The 20,358-nt window shown below is 55.4% G+C and carries 20 protein-coding genes and 1 riboswitch; of the genes, 15 read left to right on the forward strand and 5 right to left on the reverse strand.

Annotated features, from left to right (window positions below):
• Positions 1–4: 4 nt before the first annotated feature.
• The 6 genes from AC07P6_RS15685 (at position 5) to ykgR (ending at position 3,953) form a co-directional block, all read left to right on the forward strand.
• Positions 5–622: a TetR/AcrR family transcriptional regulator gene (locus tag AC07P6_RS15685; RefSeq protein WP_181486216.1), complete on the forward strand. Its 618-nt coding sequence runs from the start codon at positions 5–7 to the stop codon at positions 620–622.
• 98 nt (positions 623–720) lie between these two features.
• Positions 721–1,287, forward strand: a complete 567-nt coding sequence (locus AC07P6_RS15690; RefSeq protein ID WP_478313594.1) for a peroxiredoxin — start codon at positions 721–723, stop codon at positions 1,285–1,287.
• Between the two features lie 15 nt (positions 1,288–1,302).
• On the forward strand, positions 1,303–2,559 hold the full coding sequence (locus AC07P6_RS15695; RefSeq protein WP_478313596.1) for a protein-disulfide reductase DsbD family protein: 1,257 nt from the start codon (positions 1,303–1,305) through the stop codon (positions 2,557–2,559).
• Between the two features lie 13 nt (positions 2,560–2,572).
• Complete coding sequence (locus tag AC07P6_RS15700) at positions 2,573–3,130, forward strand: sigma-70 family RNA polymerase sigma factor (RefSeq protein WP_478313598.1); 558 nt, start codon at positions 2,573–2,575, stop codon at positions 3,128–3,130.
• Positions 3,117–3,749, forward strand: a complete 633-nt coding sequence (locus tag AC07P6_RS15705) for an NrsF family protein (protein WP_478313599.1) — start codon at positions 3,117–3,119, stop codon at positions 3,747–3,749. The genes AC07P6_RS15700 and AC07P6_RS15705 overlap by 14 nt, the downstream gene beginning before the upstream one ends.
• 102 nt (positions 3,750–3,851) lie before the next feature.
• On the forward strand, positions 3,852–3,953 hold the full coding sequence (gene ykgR / locus AC07P6_RS15710; protein ID WP_275944290.1) for a small membrane protein YkgR: 102 nt from the start codon (positions 3,852–3,854) through the stop codon (positions 3,951–3,953).
• Positions 3,954–4,010: 57 nt separating this feature from the next.
• Here ykgR and AC07P6_RS15715 read toward each other — a convergent pair whose 3' ends face one another.
• Together AC07P6_RS15715 and AC07P6_RS15720 are read right to left on the reverse strand one after the other, a co-directional pair.
• The gene (locus tag AC07P6_RS15715; RefSeq protein WP_142513800.1) at positions 4,011–5,141 is read right to left on the reverse strand and encodes an alpha/beta hydrolase; all 1,131 of its coding nucleotides are present in this window, start codon (positions 5,139–5,141) and stop codon (positions 4,011–4,013) included.
• A gap of 69 nt (positions 5,142–5,210) precedes the next feature.
• A complete protein-coding gene (locus AC07P6_RS15720; RefSeq protein ID WP_478313600.1) occupies positions 5,211–6,449 on the reverse strand; it encodes a diguanylate cyclase in 1,239 nt (412 codons plus the stop codon).
• A 374-nt stretch (positions 6,450–6,823) separates the two neighbouring features.
• Here AC07P6_RS15720 and AC07P6_RS15725 point away from each other — a divergent pair, with 374 nt between their 5' ends.
• From AC07P6_RS15725 to AC07P6_RS15765, 9 genes are all read left to right on the forward strand, one after another.
• Positions 6,824–7,858: a LacI family DNA-binding transcriptional regulator gene (locus AC07P6_RS15725; RefSeq protein WP_478313602.1), complete on the forward strand. Its 1,035-nt coding sequence runs from the start codon at positions 6,824–6,826 to the stop codon at positions 7,856–7,858.
• Between the two features lie 194 nt (positions 7,859–8,052).
• On the forward strand, positions 8,053–8,976 hold the full coding sequence (locus AC07P6_RS15730; RefSeq protein ID WP_478313604.1) for a TIM barrel protein: 924 nt from the start codon (positions 8,053–8,055) through the stop codon (positions 8,974–8,976).
• A 15-nt stretch (positions 8,977–8,991) separates the two neighbouring features.
• Entirely contained in the window at positions 8,992–10,164 is a 1,173-nt protein-coding gene (locus AC07P6_RS15735; RefSeq protein WP_478313606.1) for a Gfo/Idh/MocA family protein, read from the forward strand.
• A gap of 142 nt (positions 10,165–10,306) precedes the next feature.
• A riboswitch (TPP riboswitch) is annotated at positions 10,307–10,408 on the forward strand.
• 65 nt (positions 10,409–10,473) lie between these two features.
• Complete coding sequence (locus tag AC07P6_RS15740) at positions 10,474–11,169, forward strand: TenA family protein (RefSeq protein ID WP_182238743.1); 696 nt, start codon at positions 10,474–10,476, stop codon at positions 11,167–11,169.
• Positions 11,166–11,894, forward strand: coding sequence for an ABC transporter ATP-binding protein (locus tag AC07P6_RS15745; RefSeq protein WP_478313608.1), 729 nt, complete (start codon positions 11,166–11,168; stop codon positions 11,892–11,894). The genes AC07P6_RS15740 and AC07P6_RS15745 overlap by 4 nt, the downstream gene beginning before the upstream one ends.
• Positions 11,891–12,631 (forward strand): ABC transporter permease, encoded by a 741-nt coding sequence (locus AC07P6_RS15750; RefSeq protein WP_182238747.1) that lies wholly within the window; start codon positions 11,891–11,893, stop codon positions 12,629–12,631. Before AC07P6_RS15745 ends, AC07P6_RS15750 begins: the two co-directional genes overlap by 4 nt.
• Before the next feature lie 19 nt (positions 12,632–12,650).
• Complete coding sequence (locus AC07P6_RS15755) at positions 12,651–13,586, forward strand: ABC transporter substrate-binding protein (protein WP_434663727.1); 936 nt, start codon at positions 12,651–12,653, stop codon at positions 13,584–13,586.
• A 307-nt stretch (positions 13,587–13,893) separates the two neighbouring features.
• Entirely contained in the window at positions 13,894–15,279 is a 1,386-nt protein-coding gene (locus tag AC07P6_RS15760) for a diaminobutyrate--2-oxoglutarate transaminase (protein ID WP_181486203.1), read from the forward strand.
• 9 nt (positions 15,280–15,288) lie between these two features.
• Positions 15,289–16,770, forward strand: a complete 1,482-nt coding sequence (locus tag AC07P6_RS15765) for a pyridoxal phosphate-dependent decarboxylase family protein (protein WP_478313610.1) — start codon at positions 15,289–15,291, stop codon at positions 16,768–16,770.
• A gap of 189 nt (positions 16,771–16,959) precedes the next feature.
• Here AC07P6_RS15765 and AC07P6_RS15770 read toward each other — a convergent pair whose 3' ends face one another.
• From AC07P6_RS15770 to AC07P6_RS15780, 3 genes are all read right to left on the reverse strand, one after another.
• Complete coding sequence (locus AC07P6_RS15770) at positions 16,960–18,150, reverse strand: cytochrome c biogenesis protein/redoxin (RefSeq protein ID WP_478313612.1); 1,191 nt, start codon at positions 18,148–18,150, stop codon at positions 16,960–16,962.
• Between the two features lie 102 nt (positions 18,151–18,252).
• Positions 18,253–19,596 carry an ATP-binding protein gene (locus AC07P6_RS15775; RefSeq protein WP_478313613.1) on the reverse strand — a complete coding sequence of 448 codons (1,344 nt, stop codon included), beginning with the start codon at positions 19,594–19,596 and terminating at the stop codon, positions 18,253–18,255.
• Positions 19,593–20,333, reverse strand: a complete 741-nt coding sequence (locus AC07P6_RS15780; RefSeq protein WP_182238758.1) for a response regulator — start codon at positions 20,331–20,333, stop codon at positions 19,593–19,595. The genes AC07P6_RS15775 and AC07P6_RS15780 overlap by 4 nt, the downstream gene beginning before the upstream one ends.
• Positions 20,334–20,358 lie beyond the last annotated feature (25 nt).

Genomic DNA, 20,358 nt, shown 5'->3' on the forward strand with positions numbered 1-20,358 from the left:
ATCGATGGCGAATCAACGCGGGCGGCCAATGAAAGCCCGCCCCCGCATTTTACAAACTGCCCGCGAACTGTTTCTTCAGCATGGGCTTGATGTATCTCTGGACACTATCGCCGCCGAAGCGGGAACTTCGCGACCGACGCTGTACAGCCATTTCCCCGGTGGTAAAGACGCGCTGCTGCTGGAAACTTTTGAGTTTCTCAATGATAAAATGCAGCCACCCTTGCGCCAGCTCTTACAGGAAAGTCAGCAGGATCTCCCGGCGCTGCTGCGCGGTTTCGCGAAAGTCGTACAGCAACACTTTTATACGCCGGAAAATATCCATTTTCAGCGCTTACTGATCCAGGTGCTGGTGCAGAAACCTGAGCTGTACCTCACTCTCGAACAAAGACCTTCAGGTCGCGTATTACAGGCGTTAAGCGAAATACTGACGCAAAAACGCGACCAGGGCCTGCTGAACATGAGCGACCCGAACCTCCAGGCTACCGCGTTTCTCGGCGCAATTATGGGCTATCTGCTCCCGGGAGCGTTAATTGCGCAAAAAGCGGTGGAGCCAGAGAAGCTGGACCAGCTTGCGGAGTGTGCGATTAGCGTCTTTCTCTCGGCCTGGGAATATAAACCGTAAATTTTTTTCATCTAAGCGCAACTTTTCTGCCTGCTCCTGCGAATTGAATAACTGAGTTGACCAAAACCCAGATTGTCCATCCATCGCAGGAGCTGATAATGAAATCAATAAAAACCCTCGTGTCTACCCTGACCCTCGCCGCCGTCATCGCGTTACCTGCATTCAGCGCCAGCGCGGCGCTGCCAGTAGGAGCTAAAGCCCCTGACTTCGAGCTGCAGGGTGCGCTGGCCGGTAAATCGCTGACATTCTCACTTAAAGACGCGTTGCAAAAAGGTCCCGTGGTGCTCTACTTTTTCCCGGCGGCCTTTAGCGCAGGCTGTACCATCGAAGCGCATGATTTTGCTGAAGCCACCGATGATTTCAACAAAATGGGCGCGACGGTCGTTGGTGTCACCGCAGGCAACACCGATCAGGTGAACGATTTCTCCAAACTAGAGTGTCGGGATAAATTCACCGTGGCAGCCGACCCAGGTGCCAGGGTTGCGGCGCAGTATCAAACGCTGATGGAGATGAAAGGCAAAACGCTTTCCGACCGTACCTCTTACGTGATTGCGCCAGATGGCAACATCTTACTGAGTTACACTGATAGAAACCCGGAAACGCATATTGAGAAAACCCTGGCTGCCGTTAAGCAGTACGACGCATCTCACCCGCAAACCCACTAAGCACAGAGGCCAGCGATGTTAACTGCCATGCTGGCCGCCTTTATTGGCGGCATCATCCTCAACTTTATGCCCTGCGTATTTCCGGTCGTCTCGCTGAAAGCGCTGGGTTTGCTGCGTCACTCAGATAATGCCGCCAGCGCACGGCGCGAAGGACTCGCATTTTTGCTCGGAGTGGTGATAACCATGATGGCGCTGGCAGGCATTCTGCTGGCGGTGCGAGCCGGTGGTACTGCGGTTGGCTGGGGTTTTCAGCTGCAATCACCGCTGGTTATCGCCCTATTGTCGTTGATTATTCTGACCGCGGCGCTCAATTTGCTTGGCGTATTTGAAGTGGGCTTAGCCGCGCAGCGCGTCGGGGCGCTGAATATTAACCGAGGCGAATTTATGCGTTCCGCGCTGACTGGCGCATTGGCTATAGTCGTCGCAACGCCCTGCGCCGCCCCCTTTATGGCCAGCGCCATTGGCTACGCTTTAGTTCAGCCGCCTGCAGTGGCGCTGACGGTTTTTCTGGCCCTGGCGCTGGGTTTTGCGGCACCGTTTACTCTCATCTCACTGTTCCCGGCGCTGGCAAAAGTGTTGCCGCGTCCCGGCGTCTGGATGGATATTCTTAAGCGCGTGCTGGCGTTTCCGATGTTCGGCGCTTACGCCTGGCTGGTCTGGGTGCTAGCACAGCAGGCCGGAAGCAGCGCGCTGGCGGCATTACTTGCGGCCTCCGTCGTGCTAAGTTTTGCCGCGTGGCTGTACGGCATCGCCCAGCAGCGTCGTTTTCACGGCAAAGGTCACAAGGTGCTGTTTGCGGTCACCGCGGTTCTGTTTGCGGTCACCGCGGTTCTGGTGGCTGCGGTTATTGTCCCGCTTCCGGGGGTCATGAAAGCCGAAGACACGTCGCCCGCCGAGGCTCAAACTGCCGACGTGACCGCGCAGAAGTGGACGCCGCAAACCGTCGCGCAACAGAGAGGACAGGGAAAACCCATTTTCGTTAATTTTACCGCCTCCTGGTGTATCACCTGCCAGGTCAATGAAAAAACGTCGCTCTCTACCCAGGCAGTTAAAGAGGCGCTGGCAAAAACCGGGACCCTGTATATGGTGGCTGACTCCACAAAATTTAACCCCGATGTCGATGACGCGCTCAACCAGTTCGGCCAGGGCGGCCTGCCGTTATACGTGGTTTATCCGGCCGACGGTAGCCCGCCGAAGGTGCTGCCGCAGGTTCTTACCCCTGGCATTGTGGTCAACGCACTTAATCAGGCTGCCGGTAAAAAAGCGTCATAGCACAAGGCGGATTATGCAAACAAACGATAGCGCGCGTGAAAGCTGGCCCGCGCTAATGGAACGGGCGCAGGCGGGCGACAGGCTCGCCTACACTCGGCTGTTAAAAGCGCTGGTGCCGGTGATCCGTTCGCAAATACGTAAACAAATCAGCGACGATACGCTAGTCGAGGATGTGATTCAGGATGTCCTGCTGACGGTACATCGGGTTCGCCATACCTACGATCCGGCATTTCCCTTTCTGCCCTGGCTGATGGCGATTATCTCAGCGCGCGTGATTGATGCGCTACGGCGGCGCGGTCGTCATCAGCACTGGGAAATTAACGAAGAGACTCTGCCGGACGTTCCCTCCACGCCGCCAAGGCAAAATCAGGATACCCAGGAGGAGCTGGCGGATTATTTGCGCCAGCTGCCCGATCGCCAGCGTGAAATCGTCGAACACGTGCATCTGCGAGAAATGAGCCTGACGGAAGCCGCCGAGCATAACAATCTAAGCGTTGCGGCAGTGAAGTCGCTACTGCATCGGGCGCTGAGGAATCTGCGCCGTTTTGGAGCCCATCATGACCGATCATAATGTGTTGATTGAAAAACTCAGCCGCGAGATGCAGCCGATAAAGCGTCCGTGGCCAACAGACAAACGGGTCTTCGGCTGGCTGGCGGTGGCGCTGCCCTGCGCTATCGCTGTAAGTTACTTGCTACCGCGAGGGTTAACCGATTGGTCACAGCCGGGGGCCATATGGGCTGTCGCGCAGCTACTGTTGGCCTTTTTGCTCGGGACGCTGGCCATCCGCAGCGCTTTCACTATGAGTATTGCCGGGCGGCAGGCGCTAAGTTGGAAAACATTGCTGCCCATCGGGTTGATGTGGCTCGGGTTAAGCCTGCGCAGTATTCCCGGTGATACGCCAGTGATGCACGATAACGACAGCATTAGCTGCTTTACCTTTCTGCTGGCAGTAAGTTCGCCGATGATAGTACTGATGATTGCCAGCCTGCGGCGCACCCGCGCGCTCAACCCGGTACGCAGCCTGGCGATGGCGGGATTGGGGATCGCCAGCCTGGCGGTGAGCCTGCTGTCCTTTTGTCACCCGGTACATCTGCACGCCCTGGATTTCGTGATGCACCTGGCCGCCATAGTAGCAATCATGGCGCTGACAATTCTGGTCGGTAGGCGTTGGGTGAGCGTTGGCGAGTGATTGTTGATTTGTACGACAAATTTCAATATGTGATCTTCATCACTATTCAGCATCGGCCAGGGGGGTAACCTGGAAAAGTTATTTCATTGAAGAGAGAAGCTTATGAACGCAGTAAAATCACTAAAAGCAGACTGGGCGATTATTACGGTGATGATTGTTGTCGCGGTCGTGATGTATGGCTACTTAATTCCTAAGTACTGGTAATCTACGTTATACCTGTGTTGAACCGCCCATCCGTTCGGGCGGCTCACAGAATTATGCCTACTGCTGCTGGTTATTTAACGTCTTAATCAAAAACGGCACCGAGTCGCGTAAAGACGGGTTAACCGTACCGCTATGATCCAGTCCTTCGTAGATATGCACATCCGCTTGCGTTCCCGCGCTTATCACCGCATCAGCAAAACGTTTTTGCATCGCCGTTGGCACATTCACATCAACGCTACCCATGCCAATAAATACCGGATGATCGATTTTCAATGTTGGATAGAGCATCGTGCCTACGCTGGCGCTGAGCAGCGAATCGATACCCGGCTTGAGAGAATTGCCGGCATTAAGCCCTGCCTTCATCACTTCATCGTTTAATGGCGTAATACACAGGTTGGTCGCCTCTTTAAGCAGCGGCAGCGCTTTCGCCTGGAAATAGTCGGCGGGATTTAGCTGCGGATTAGCATCGGCGGCTGAAAGATAGATATAGAAGATATAGGGAATTTTCGGATCGCCACCGGTCTGGACTTTGCCACCCGCAGGCGGAAGGATGTCAGCAGCGGTGGTCCCTTTTTCAAAATAAGGCGTACCGGTCAACACCGTTGCGCGAATATTCAGCTCTGGCGCATATTCAGGCTGATATCCTGCACTGGCGAACGCGGCATGTGCGCCCTGGGACTGCCCTACCAGAATAAGCTCATTCTTAAGCGGAAATTGTTTCAGCGCCGCGCGAACTCCATCCAGAACACTCCACGCTTCACCACGAGCATTAAGATAATGGTGTAAACCCGAAGAACCCAGTCCGGCATAATCCGGGGCAACCACCGCATAGCCTAACGACAGCCACGTATTCAAATACTGCTTATCGCGATCGCTACGCGGGTTTAACGAAGGCGCACAGTGATTAGCAACGCCAACGGTGCCGTGGGCCCAGACAACCACAGGCCATCCGCCTTCCGGGGTTGTACCGAAAGGAATAAATACGGCGGCAGTATCTTCGCGCACGGTTTTGCCATCAACGCCGCTGTGGGAAGGATAATGCAGGAGATACTGTTTCGCGGCTTCGCTTAATCCGTGCTCTTCACTGAGCGGAGAAATCACATCCGCAATAACCGGTAGAGAGCTCATTGAAAGTAGCAGTAGCGCTGAGGTCGCAGTAAGAAGTTTCTTTGAGATTGAATAAGTCATGACATCCTGTTCCTGTCTTTGTGATGCACTTATTGCAGACCCTTACGCTTGAATATCAGGTCAATGAAGCTAGCACTTCTCAATCAGGTGTAGCTGAACTTTATTACGCCCCGCTTTTTTAGCTGCATATAACGCTTTATCAACGCGATTAAACAACTGATCTATCTCTTCGCCATGCTGATGTTCCGCAACGCCAATACTGACCGTAACAGGTACCAGCAGGTCCGGCGTATGATGTTCGCTGATGGCATAGCGAATTTTCTCCGCCATCTCCAGCGCCGTTTCCAGCGAAGCATTTGGCAGGAACAGTAAAAACTCCTCACCGCCCCAACCATAAATTTTATCGTCGATGCCCCCGGCAGCGGCCAGGAGAGCGGAAATTGCCAGCAGAACTTCATCACCCTTCTGGTGCCCGTAATCGTCATTGATCAGCTTGAAATGGTCGATATCCACCAGTAACAGGCAAAATCCTTCCGGTTTAAACGAAGGCGACTCCACGACGCGGTAAAATTCGCGACGATTAAGCAGTCCGGTGAGCGAGTCGTGTGAAGCGGAGAACTCCAGCTCTTTCTTTAAATGCACTTCTTCGGTGATATCGTGAATAATGCACAGCATCAGGCGCACGTTGTATAAAATCACCGGTCCAGCATAGACCTGAACATGCCGTATCGCGCCATCGGAAAGTATGTGGGTAAAATTAAGCGGTTTATGTCCCCCGGGTAAACTCACCACGTTATGCATAATCGGCAGGACGTCGCGACCGAGGGTATTTATCTGCCAGGTATGCCGGGTCCGAATTTCTTCAGAGGAGTAGTTATAAAAACGCAGCGCCGCAATATTAGCATCAACAATTCGGCCATCTTTATTGGGGTCGATTAATAGCATCGGTGCCGAGTTAGTCATAAAAAAACGGGCAAAGAAACCATTATTACGCCGTTGATAAGAACGAGAGGCTGTATTAACCGATCTATTCTGCGGCAGCAGTTTTACCGCCTCAAAGAGAATTAAGGCTCCCTGCTCCTCTAATGTAATCAGGGTCGTTTTACAGCTGATAGAGGCCAGTCCCTCAGCGGTTTCAATGGTCCATATTTCATAGACTTCGGTAATATTCTGCAAGTAGCGCAAATAGTGCTGTAGCGCGGTTTCCGGGCATGTCGAGAAGGTCCCTTTGCGCATTTGAGCGAGGGTCATATTGCCGCACAGCATCTTAGATGCCTGGTTGGCGAAGATGATATTTTCATTGAAAGGATGGACTACCCAAACGGGGGTGCTTAATAAGTCAAAAATAACAAGTTCTTTTAATAGCATACAAACCTCCGCCCTTCCAAACCTTCCACTTCAACAACCACATCATATGAGCAGGTAATGCATTGAGCGTAAAATTAACAATAATTAATATATTTTTGAACGTATTGCCGGAAGATTGCCAAGTATAGTCCGTTTTGCCAAACAAAAGACCGTTTGTGATAGCAGGATGGCATTTCATTTGAAATAAAAATGAGATTTTTCTTAATTTCAAGAGGATAAGCAAGAAACACGGATCTGGTAGTATCTTTTTAAGAAAAAATATGCATTAAAACAATGTCGTGTCAGCTCTCTTTTCCTGAAATCAGAGTCCCTTCGCTTTTTATCGTTCCAAACAATGATAGATTTTTATCATTAATGGATAAGGAGTGACATTTATGTCTGCGAAGAAAGTGACCATGACGGACATTGCCAGAGATGCCAGAGTCGGCATTGCGACGGTGGACAGAGTGCTTAACAAGCGTACCCCGGTCAAAGAAAGTACGGAACGCAAAGTGCTTGAATCCGCGCGTCGCTTAGGGTTTGCCCTGGAGCAATCGCACTATCGGCTGGCCGCTGGTCAGTCGGCAGTTCCTCTCAGAATGGGATTTATCCTGCTGCAGCAATCGCACTCTTTTTATTCTCAGCTGGCGCAGGCTCTCGAGCTGGCGGCGATGCCCTGGCATGCCCCAAATCAGGCTCCCGTTTTTCTGCATTATGATATTAATGCTATCGACGAGATGGTCGCTGGTATCGCTCGCCTGAGCGATGAAGTTGATGTCATTGGCATTGTGGCGCTGGATAACCCGCTTATCCGCCACGCCGTCGCTCAGGCCGCCGATAAAGGCGTGCGCGTATTCACTCTGCTCTCCGACATGGCCGTCGCGCAACGCAGCGGCTACATAGGCCTCGATAATCAGAAAGCGGGCCGCACTGCAGGCTGGGCGGTTGACCGACTGTGCCACAGCGAAGGGGAAATCGGCATTATCGTCGGCGATAACCGATTTATCTGTCAGGAAAACTGCGAAATTAGCTTCCGCTCTTACCTGCGCGAACATGGTAAAGGCGATTGGGTGCTGGAGCCGGTACGCTGCCATGAAAGGACTGATATTGCCCAACAGGTAACGGACAAAATGTTGCAACAATACCCTTCACTGACGGCGATTTACGCGCCCTGCGGCGGCGTTGAGGGTATCATCGCCGCGCTACATGCCCATCAGCGCCAGCATCAGGTCACGCTGATTTGCCATGGTCCCGTGGAGAACGGCGAACTGACGTTAATCGACGGCACCATTGATTTGATGATTACGCATCGGCTGAGCGAGTTTGCCGCCGCGACGATACGCGAGTTTGTGCAGGCAACCAGCCAGTCGCAGGCGACGTTTACCGCCGCGCTACAACCTTTCGATCTGCTCACCAAAGAAAATCTCTGATTTCCTGCGTTATCCGCAACGCGCGCTCTTTCTCTGCGCGCCTTCTCGTACCTGATATTGATAAAAAACCATCAATTTAACTATCAAAATAAATCTTGAATCACATCAAAGAATTTAAATTTCATCATTGTTGATTTTGAAATATTCATTCAATACTGGTCATGTTTTCTCCTCAATCTGCAAAGGAATCCATCATGACCATACATATTGCCAATGCGCCATGTAGCTGGGGCGTCGATGATCCCAAAAACCCCTATCTGCCACCCTGGTCACAGGTGCTGCAGGAAGCGGCGACCGCGGGCTACAAGAGTATCGAACTGGGGCCATGGAGCTACCTGCCGACTCAGGCTGATGAACTTAGCGCGGCACTGAATAAACAGGGGCTGTCGCTGGTAGCCGGAACGATCTTTGACGATCTGGTCAGCGAAGAAAACTTCCCGAACATTGTCGAACTGACGCACAACCTCTGCCGCAATCTGTCGCAGGTTCCAACGGCGGAAAAAACGCCCGGAAACTCGTTCCAGCCGCCCTACCTGGTGATCATTGATTTCGGTAATCCGCAACGGGCCAAATACGCCGGACGCAGCGACCTTGCACCACGGCTTTCCCCTGCCGACTGGAAGCGGATGATTAGCCACATTGTCACCATCAGCAAACTGGCGTGGCAGGAGTACGGCGTTCGCCCGGTTATCCACCCTCACGCAGGCGGTTGTATCGAATTTGCCGATGAAATAGACCTGCTGGCAACGCAAATCCCGCACGACGTTGCCGGGCTATGCCTTGATACCGGTCATCTCTACTACTCGGGTATGGACCCGATTAGCTGGTTGGATCGCCACTTTGACCGGCTCGACTACCTGCACTTTAAAGATGTCGACCCGGAAGTGTTCGATAGCGTGATTTCCCGCGGTATCGACTTCTTCGCCGCCTGCGCGGAAGGTGTGATGTGCCCGCTTGGCAGCGGCGCTATTGATTATCCGGCGGTTCGCGCGTTTCTGGATAAGCGCGGCTATCAGGGCTGGATAACCATCGAACAAGAACGTGACCCGCGCAACGTTGAAGGCAGTTTGCAGGCGGTCACGGAAAGCCTGCGCTACCTGCGCTCCGTCGGATTTTAATCAGGAGATAACCACATGATTAACGGTACAAAACCTGTAGGCAGGTCGTTACGCTGGGGCATGGTTGGTGGCGGTGGAAGCAGCCAGATTGGCTATATTCACCGCTCTGCGGCGCTGCGCGACGGTGCGTTTACCCTGCTGGCAGGCGCATTCGATATTGATGCCGAACGCGGGCGAGAATTTGGTCAGCAGTTGGGGGTGAGTGCTGAACGTTGCTATCCCGACTATAAAACCCTGTTTCGTGAAGAAGCGGCGCGAGAAGACGGCATCGAAGCTGTTTCCATCGCTACGCCGAACAACACTCATTACGAGATTTGCCGGGCGGCGCTGGAAGCCGGGCTGCATGTAGTCTGCGAAAAACCGCTGTGCTTTACTGGCGAAGAGGCCGATGCGCTGGTGGCCCTTAGTGAGAAGCAGCACAAAATCATTGGCGTCACCTATGGCTACGCCGGGCATCAGCTGATTTTGCAGGCCCGAAAGATGATTGAACAAGGGCTGCTGGGCGAGATCCGTATCGTCAACATGCAGTTCGCACACGGTTTCCACAATCAGCCGGTAGAGCAGGAAAACCCCAGTACCCGCTGGCGCGTTGATCCGAAATTTGTCGGTCCCAGCTATGTCCTGGGCGACCTGGCCACGCATCCGCTGTTTCTGGCAGAAACCATGGCCCCGAAGCTCAACATCACCCGTCTGATGTGCTCTCGCCAGAGCTTTGTCAAAAGCCGCGCCCCGCTGGAGGATAACGCCCATGTGCTGATGGAATACGACAACGGCGCGATCGGCTCGATGTGGTGCTCGGCGGTCAACAGCGGTTCAATGCACGGGCAGAAAGTACGTATCGTCGGTGAAAAAGCCAGCCTGGAGTGGTGGGATGAACAGCCCAACCAGCTGCGCTATGAAATCCAGGGCGAGCCGGTGCGAATTCTGGAGCGCGGGATGGCCTATCTCGATCCGCTAGCCTTGCAGGACGACAGGATCGGCGGCGGTCATCCCGAAGGGCTGTTTGAGGCCTGGTCAAACCTATATCGGCGCTTCGCTATCGCCATGGATGCGACCGATCGCCGCGACGCCGCGCTGCTGGAAAACTTCTGGTATCCGGATGCCAAAGCCGGCGCGCTCGGCGTGCATTGGGTGGAGAACTGCGTGCGTTCAGCAGATAACGGCGCCAGCTGGGTTGAGTTTCGTTAATGTCGAGCCGGCAACGGCGGCAATCCTGGCATAGGCCGGGTAAGGCGGCTCGCCGCCACCCGGCAAATTAAAACGTGACAATGTCACTAAAATTCGCCAAATTCACAGCATTGTAATCAAAAAGCGAATGTCGTATAACATTGGCCAAACCGAGGGGTGTCCCGTGAGGGCTGAGATGGCGTAAGCCGAACCCTTTGAACCTGATCTGGGTCATGCCAGCGAAGGGACGGGTTGGCATTTCCGCCAGTTTTGCGCCATTGCCTGTTCACACTTCAGCACGCCCGGATCTCCCCTTAATCAGGAGGTCCTGTGATTCTTCCCGCGTTTACTCAAGGTCTTTACGGTCGTCTGCGTCAGCAGGCTGGTGATGACTGGCAACATTACGTCGCCCATCCTTTTCTGCGCCAACTCGCCGACGGTACCCTGCCCGAACCCGCTTTCCGCCGCTATCTGACCCAGGACTACCTGTTTCTGATCCACTTTGCCCGCAGCTATGCGTTGCTGGTCAGTAAACTGCGTACGCTACCGGAAATGCGTACCGCCGCCGCGTCGATGAACGCCATCCTCGACGAACTCCCGCTGCATGTTGGCTACTGCAACAGTTGGGGGCTGAATGAGGCGACAATGGCCAGCGAACCTGAAGCCGCGGAAACCGTCAACTACACTCGCTATGTGCTGGACATTGGTTATTCCGGCGACGCGCTGGATCTGCTGGCGGCGCTGATGCCCTGCGTTGCCGGATATGCGGAAATCGGCCTCGGTCTGCTGCACGATCCGGCAACAAATTTGACCGCTAACCCTTATGCCTCCTGGATCCGTAACTACGGTGATGAGGGCTACCTGAACGGCGTCAATGCCGCCATTAGCCTGCTGGAAACGCTCTGGCAACAGCGCGGCGGCGAGGCGCGTTTTGCTGAACTCAGCGCTATTTTTACCACCGCCACGCGGCTGGAAGCTAACTTCTGGCAAATGGGGTTGAATGTCGTCACGGAGCGCCCGGCGTGACTGCGCCCGGCATTACTGTGCGTGGTCTGAGCCTGCGCTTCGGTTCGCGGCTGGTTTTCGACAATCTGACGTTTGATATCCCCGGCGGTCAGTGGGTTTCGCTGCTGGGGGCCAGCGGTGCCGGGAAAACCAGCCTGCTGCGCATTCTCGCCGGGCTGGCAAAAGCCACTGCGGGCGAGGTTCGCGCCAGCGACGGTCAGCCGATAGCTAAACGGCTGGCGTGGATGGGGCAAAAAGATCTGCTCTATCCCTGGCTAAACGTGCGTGACAACGTCTCCCTCGGCGCGCGTCTGCGCGGGGAACGGGTTGATACCCAGCGGGTTGCGACTTTATTACAGCAGGTTGGCCTTGAGCATTGCGCTAACGACCGCCCGGCCTCGCTCTCCGGCGGTATGCGCCAGCGGGCGGCGCTGGCTCGCACCTTGTATGAAGACCGACCCATTGTGCTGATGGACGAGCCTTTTTCAGCGCTCGATACCATCACCCGCACGAAAATTCAGACGCTGGCCGCCGAGCTGCTGGTGAACCGCACCGTGGTGCTGATTACCCACGATCCGATGGAGGCCTGTCGACTAAGCCATCGCTTACTGGTGCTCTCTCCCGCCCCCGGTAATATCGACGATTCACACCGCTTATCCGGCGTTCCGCCGCGTGCACCCGACGATCCTCACCTGCTATCGAGCCAGGCGGAACTATTGCAACAGCTAATAAGGGCTAACGGATGAGCGGGAAACTGTTTCGTGGCTGCGTAGTGTTCTGCGGCCTGCTGCTGCTCTGGTGGTTGGCAAGTCGTAGCGGCATTCCCGCCTTTTTGCTCCCATCGCCGTCGGCAGTCGGCAATGCGCTATGGGTCAATCGGGCTTATCTCGGCTGGCACACTCTGATTACATTGAGCGAAATACTCAGCGGCCTCGCGCTCGGCGTCCTGCTCGGCGTGATTCTGGCACTGTGCATGATCGTCTCGCCGCGTCTTCAGCGCTGGCTGATGCCGCTGGTACTGACCAGCCAGGCGATCCCGGTCTTTGCCCTCGCCCCGCTGCTGGTGCTGTGGTTTGGCTTCGGCATGAGCGCCAAAGTCATGATGGCGGTGCTGGTGATTTTCTTCCCCGTCACTTCGGCGTTTTTTGATGGTCTGCGGCGGGTCAACAACGACTATCTCGATCTGGCGCGCACCATGGGCGCTTCATTTGGCGCGCAGTTGCGCCACGTACGGATGATGGCGGCGCTCCCGGCGCTCGGCTCGGGCCTGCGGATGGCCGCCGCCGTGGCTCCCATTGGCGCAATTATCGGCGAATGGGTCGGCTCAGCTGAAGGCCTGGGCTACGTCATGCTCAACGCCAACGCCCGCCTGCAAACCGATATCTGCTTTGCCGCCCTGTTTATTTTGGTACTGCTGACCGTCCTGCTGTGGCTGGCGGTGGATGCTTTTTTACACCGGTTGATCAACTGGACGCCGGAATAACAACATATAAGGAATAACGATGCGTAAATGTATACTCGCCGGAGTCACCTTCACCGCGCTGCTCAGCGCTCAGGCGCTGGCTAACGAGAAGCTCACCCTGGTGCTGGACTGGTATATCAACCCCGATCATGCGCCGATAATGGTCGCCGAGCAGATTGGCGCGTTTAAAGAAGCGGGCCTGGACGTTAAAATTGTACCACCGTCCGACCCGGCGCTGCCGCCACGACTGGTGGCAGCCCGTCAGGCCGACCTGGCAATCACCTATCAGCCACAGGTGCACTTTTTTGCCGATGAAGGACTGCCGCTGGTGCGTGTCGGCACGCTGATTAACTCGCCGCTAAACACGGTCATTGCGCTGGATAAAAACATCAAAACTCCGGCGGACCTGAAAGGTAAAAAAGTTGGTTATTCGGTCAGCGGTATTGAACAGGCGACGCTGGCTACCATGGCGCAGCATGCGCAAATCGATCCCAAAAGCATTAAGCTTATCAATGTGAACTTCCAGTTAACCAGCGCCCTGCTGGCCGGTCAGGTTGATGCGGTCATTGGCGGCTACCGTAATATAGAAGCGCTGGAAATTAAGCTTCAAGGGAAAGATCCTGTGGTGATGAACGTCGAGGACTATGGCGTTCCGGCCTATGACGAGCTGGTGATTGTCGCCAACCGCGATGAAGTTAACGCCCCGAAAATCAAAGCATTCCTCGGCGCGTTGCAAAAAGGCGTCACTTACCTGCGCGCCCATCCGCAGGAGACCTGGCAGGCGTTCGCCGCCGCGCATCCGGAGCTCAACACCGAGCTCAACAAGCAGGCATGGCTGAAAACCATTCCTCTGTTTGCTACCGATCCGGCCGCGCTGGATAAACCTCGTTATGAAGCTTACGAACAGTTTTTATATAACAACAAGTTGGTGAAAAAAGTCACACCTTTAGCAAATTATGCGCTTGAACTGCATTGATTCATCCTGGTGCTGGCGGAAATTTTTTCGCCAGCAACGTCAGCGAAGCGGTAATAAAAAATGAGAAATTACTTCACTAATAATTACAATTTTAAAGGTCTTTCATCCTTTAAAAAACTTCACTTCTATCAATGAGTTACCCCCATTTTTAACAATGTAAAAATAACGTAAAAATACCGCAATCAATAAAACGTTGAATGCGGATTTAAAAAGCCATATATTGTGCCCGCTTTATGCATAGCGATTCAATTTCTTACACCAATTTATTCAACCAGCATTCAACCGTAACGCTGGTTGTGGGAGTGATATGATGACGGATAAAGTCCGTATTGATACTTTAGGCGCAGATTTATTAGATGCAAACAACGATACCTTTTTGGCCCGTCAGGCTGAATTCGAATCGAATGTCAGGAGCTACCCACGCAAGCTGCCCCTTGCGATTACCAAAGCGGAAGGCGTATGGCTGACCGATGCGGATAACAAACAGTACCTGGACTGCCTTGCCGGCGCCGGTACTCTGGCACTCGGTCACAACCACCCTGATGTGCTGCAGAGCATCCAAAGTGTCATTACCAGCGGCTTGCCGTTACATACTCTCGATCTGACGACTCCGTTAAAAGATCGCTTCTGTGAATACCTGCTCTCCCAGTTACCTGGCGAAGGTAAAGAATACTGCCTGCAGTTCACCGGCCCAACCGGTGCTGATGCCGTGGAAGCGGCGCTGAAGCTGGCGAAAAAATACACCGGCCGTTCTTCCATCATCAGCTTCTCCGGCGGTTACCACGGGATGACCCACGGTGCGCTGTCCGTCACCGGTAACCTGTCACCAAAAGAAGCCGTCAACGGTATGATGCCGGAAGTGCAGTTTATGCCTTATCCGCACCAGTACCGCTGCCCGCTGGGTATCGGCGGTGACGCAGGCGTGAAAGCGCTGACCTACTACTTCGAAAACCTGATCAACGACGTTGAAAGCGGCGTGCGTAAACCGGCGGCGGTGATCCTCGAAGCCGTTCAGGGTGAAGGCGGCGTGAACCCGGCTCCGGTCGAGTGGCTGCAGCGCATCCGTAAAGTGACGCAGGAACACGGCATTCTGCTGATTATCGATGAAGTTCAGGCGGGCTTTGCCCGTACCGGTAAATTCTTCGCCTTCGAACACGCGGGCATTGAGCCGGACATCATCGTGATGTCTAAAGCGGTAGGCGGCGGTCTGCCGATGGCCGTTCTGGGTATCAAAAAGCAGTTCGATGCCTGGGAACCGGGTCACCATACCGGCACCTTCCGCGGCAACCAGCTGGCGATGGCTACCGGCCTGACCACCCTGCGTCACCTGAAAGACAACAACATTGCCGATAAAGTCGCCGCCCAGGGCGAGTGGCTGAAAGGCAAACTGGCCGAGATGCAGAAACGTTACCCGGTTATCGGCCACGTGCGCGGTCTGGGCCTGATGATTGGTATCGAGATCGTCAAACCGAACGAAGCGCCGGATCACATGGGTAGCTACCCGGCTGATGGCGAGCTTTCTGCACTGCTGCAGAAGAAATGCTTCGAAGCGGGCCTGATCCTCGAGCGCGGTGGCCGCCACGGCTGCGTACTGCGCCTGCTGCCGTCCCTGCTGATCAGCAACGCGGAACTGGAAATTTTCTTCGACAAATTTGAACAGGCCCTGCTGGCCGCCGGCGTAAAACCGGTCTGAGTGGAGTAAGTGACCGCAATGTCCAAATTGAATCCAATTCTTGCTGGTTCCGCGCAGAGTATTGACGCCTATCAGCAAGCGATTGCTCAGACCAGCCAGGCGGTAGCGCAGTGGCTGCAGCAACCTGAGATGTATCAGGGGAAAAGCGTTGACGAGCTGCGTGAGCGCATCACCCTTGATTTCAACGAACAGGGTCTGGGCAACCAGGCGGCGATTGAACGTGCGATCGAGTACTTCCTGAAAGACAGCCTGTCGGTGCACCACCCGCAGTGCGTGGCGCACCTGCACTGCCCGAGCCTGGTGATTAGCCAGGCGGCGGAAGTGCTGATTAACGCCACCAACCAGAGCATGGACTCCTGGGACCAAAGCCCGTCAGCGACCATCATCGAGATCAAGCTGATTGAATGGCTGCGCGCTCAGGTAGGCTACGGCGAGGGTGATGCAGGCGTATTCACCAGCGGCGGCACCCAGAGCAATATGATGGGTCTGATGCTGGCGCGTGATGCCTTTTTCGCACGTATGGGTCATTCCATCCAGCAGGATGGTCTGCCGGGCGATATTCGCCAGTACAAAGTGCTATGTTCTGAAAACGCCCACTTCTCGGTGCAGAAGAATATGGCGCTGATGGGCCTTGGCTACCGTTCCGTGACGCTGGTAAAAACCGACGAATTCGCGCGGATGGACGTGGCGGACCTGAAAGCGAAAATCGCGCAAGCCCAGGCTAACGGCGAGCAGATTATGGCGATTGTCGCCACCGCTGGCACCACCGATGCGGGGGCGATTGACCCGCTGCGTGAAATCGCGGCAGTGGCGGCAGAGCACCAGATCTGGCTGCACGTTGACGCAGCCTGGGGCGGCGCGCTGCTGATGTCGGAGAAATATCGCGATCGTCTGGACGGTATTGAGTTAGTGGATTCCATCACCCTGGATTTCCACAAACAGTTCTTCCAGACCATCAGCTGCGGCGCGTTTTTGTTAAAAGAAGCCCGCCATTATGAGCTGATGCGCTATCAGGCGGCCTATCTGAACTCTGAGTTCGATGAAGAGCACGGCGTGCCAAATCTGGTGTCAAAATCGCTGCAAACCACCCGCCGCTTCGATGCGCTGAAGCTGTGGATGGGTCTTGAGGCGCTGGGCCAGAAGCAGTACGCGGAGATCATCGATCACGGCGTGACGATGGCGCTGAACGTGGCGGATTACGTCGAGACTCAGCCGACGCTGGAGCTGGTGATGCAGCCGCAGCTGGCAAGCGTGCTGTTCCGTTCGCGTCCGCAGCAGATGGCAGGGAGCGACGATGCCGCCATCGCCCTGCTCAACCAGCGGGTTGGCGATGCGCTATTGGCCTCCGGTCGTGCGAACGTCGGAGTGACCGAGCACAATGGCGTGACCTGCCTGAAGCTGACGCTGCTGAACCCGATCGTCACCTTAGATGACGTGAAGGTGCTGCTGAGCCTGGTAGAACGTACCGCCCAGGAACTGCTGGCGCAGTAAGCTAGTTTCGCAATAAACGCTGAAAAGCCGATAATTCACTTTATCGGCTTTTTTTTATATTTTAAAAAGTGACATTGTCACTAACAATCCCGGAGGCGGTGCTGCGCACCTGTCCGGGCTACAGCTTCACAGCCGCCTCCGGGGAAACAGCGCGCAATGCAGCCGCAGTCAATCTCCCCTTTAACTAGCTCAGACTCTCGCCTCTTGTAACAGCTGCTGGATCATCTTCTCCTGCTGGGCGTAGTCCCCTTCGCCAAAAGCGGTATAGCGCAGCTTGCCTTTGGCATCGAACAGATAATGCGCGGGCCAATACTGATTACCAAACGCGTTCCAGATGGCGTAACCGTTATCCGCCACAATAGGGTAAGTCAGCTGCCATTTTGTGACCGCTTCACGCAGCGCGGGCAGCGAACGCTCCCACGGATACTCCGGAGTATGTACGCCCACCACCACCAGCCCGGCAGCGCGATATTTATTCGCCCACTCGCGCACGTAGGGCAGCGTGTGCTGGCAGTTAATACAGTCCCGGGTCCAGAAGTCGATTAACACCACTTTGCCCTTTAACGAAGTGTTACTGAGCGGCGGACTATTGATCCACGTACTACCGCCTTCCAGTGCAGGCATTTCGCTGGTTGACTGCGGCGCAAAAACTGGCTGTAGAACCGCTTTTTGCTCCGGCGGTGGCAAACCAGCGCTGAGACGCTGCTCCAGCCGTTGCGTCAATCCGTTAGCCCCTTGTAGAAAACTGTCCGCCCCGCTGGCTATCAGCACCACCGATGCCAGCATCGCCACGCCCGCCAGCTGACGCAGGCGTTCGCTAAAAGCCAGACCTTTACGCAAACGCGCAGTCAGCCGCGAGCCGAACAGCCACAACAGTGCCAGCATCAGCGCGCTACCGCTACCGTAAGACAGCAGCAGTAATCCGCTGGTGATCGAGCTGCCCTGAATAAATCCAAGGCTGAGGATCGCGCCCAGTACCGGCCCGGCGCACGGTGCCCACAGCAAGCCAGTGGCCAGACCCGCCAGCAGCGCGCCCGCCCCTCCGGCGTGCTGATAGCTGCGCGCGTTAATACGATTCCCTAACGCTACCACCGGAGCCGTCAGGCGCTGCGCGGCCTTTGTGGATATCAGGCTCACTCCGACCAGCGCCAAAAACAGCAGCGCCAGCCAGCGTCCGGCAAGCGTCAGGCTCACCACCCAACTACTGGCAACCGTCACCAGCAGCGAAACGGCGGTAAACATCAGCACCATGCCGCTGAGCATCAGCAGCAGATGAGCCCTTTTACCGCGCACGCTGGCAAAAATTAACGGGATAACCGGCAAGGTACAGGGGCTCAGCAGCGTCAGCATACCGCCGAAAAAAGCAATCAGAATGGACATACACGCTCTCCTCAGATGAGTTAGCTGCCTGAAGCGGCAGCCAACCCATTACAGCAGGCGTATGTATGGCTAAAGTGTCTGAAATAGCGGGAATTTGTCGGCTTAGTTATCTGTAGCGCCCGGGGATACAGAAGGATACAAAACGGTGGCAAACAGCAGCACCGAGACCTCCAGACCGCCCCTTGAGCAATTGCGTAGCGTCAGCTTGCCCGCCATCTGACTGGCTAGCTGTGCGGCAATTGCCAGACCCAGCCCGGTGCCGCCGGTATCGCGATTGCGCGAATTCTCCAGCCGATAAAAAGGTTGCAGTACCGCCTCCAGTTGATCATCGGGGATCCCTGGTCCTTCATCGGCAACCTTAATTGTAATGTCACCGTTTTGCGCATCTTCGAGGCTGACGGTGACGCTATCGCCAAATTTCAGCCCATTATCAATCAGATTGCTCATAATGCGCCGCAGCGCCTGCGGCTGAATCAGCACCGGTCGCTGGATAGCGCCGGGAATAAAGCGCACCGCTTTGCCAACATCAGCATAATCACAGACGATAGTGTCGAGAAAATCATTCAGGTTGAGACGCTGGCGCGACTCTTCCAGCGGCTGGGCGGAGCGGGCAAAAGCGATCCCTTCTCTGACCAGGCGGGTCATATTGTCCAGGTCTTCCAGGAGCTTGTCGCGTAATTCCGGCTGTTCCGCCATCTCGACCCGCAGCTTCATTCGGGTAATTGGCGTTTGCAGATCGTGAGAGATCGCCGCGAGGATCCGCGCTCGCTCCTGTAAATGGTCGTGAATACGCGTCTGCATGGCGTTAAATGCCCGCGCCGCGTGGCGAACTTCAACCGGCCCCTGCTCTGCCATCACCTCAGGCACATTCATTGCCGGTTCGAGGTGGTCAATGGCGCGGGTGAAGCGGGTCATCGGACGCACCACCTGACGCACGGCGTACCAGGCACAAAACAACAACAGTAAGAATTGTGCGGCCAGTACCACGGGTAGCCAACGGGCGATCGCCGGCAGGCGCGGCCACAAATCAATGGTTAGCGGCGCGCCGTCGTGCAGGGTAAGGTGGGCTTGAATATGCTCGCGCGGACCGGGGATCGCCACAATGCTTAGCGGATAAGTGCCGCTGAGCGTTTCTTGCAAAGTCCGCACCGCATCACGTACCCGCCAGCTGGTGGGATAGTCGCCGCCTTGCCCCGCCGTAAGCTGATAGCGATAGTTACCGCGCGCCAGCCGCGCCAGCCACTGTGGGCGTTCGGCGGCAGGAAGACGATTAAGGATCGCCACGCTGGTGGCGACATCGTATTCGAGGTTGCCCAGCATCACGCTGCGGGCGCTGCTCATCCGCTCATAAAGTAGCAATGATAGCGTTAAGGCGTTCGCCAGCAGCAGCGCGAGGAAAATCATCACAACCAGCCGGGACTGCAACGATGCGGGCCAGAGCTTCATTCGCGGGCCTCGCGAATCGACACCGGAACCGAGAGCACATAGCCTTCGCTACGGACGGTTTTGATATAGGCCGGTTCGCGGGCATCTTCGCGCAGGCGCTGACGTAAACGGCTCACCAGCAGGTCAATGGAGCGCTCGAACAGTTCGGCATCCCTTCCCTGCGTCAAATTCAGCAGCTGATCGCGATTCAGTACCCGCTGCGGGTGATCGAGGAAAACCCGCAATAACCGATATTCCGCACCGCTTAGCGCGACGATAGTGCCGCTGTCATCAAGCAGATGCCTTGCCGAGGTATCCAGCAGCCAGTCGCCAAAGGCGATGAGTCGTCCGGCCTCGGTAATCTGCAAATTTGGCGGCAGCGCCCGGGTGCGGCGCAGAATGGCCTTGATGCGCGCCAGCAGCTCGCGAGCGACAAAGGGCTTCACCAGATAGTCATCGGCACCCATTTCAAGCCCCAGAATTCGGTCGCTGTCGTCGGTGCGCGCGGTCAACATCAGAACCGGAATGTCCTGCTGACCGTTGCTGCGCAGTTGGCGACAGAGAAGTAAACCGTCGTCGCCGGGCAGCATCAGATCCAGAACGATCAGATCCACTTGATGCGCGTTGAGCACCGCCCACATCGCCTTGCCGTTGGCGGCCCCCGTCGCGCGATATCCCGACTTTTCCAGATAACCGGTGACCAGCTCACGAATATCGCGGTCATCATCAACAACCAGAATATGATCAATACGTTCCAAAGCAGGCTCCGGTAAAAAAATGCCA

The organism is Klebsiella sp. GFKo11, from assembly GCF_056490265.1.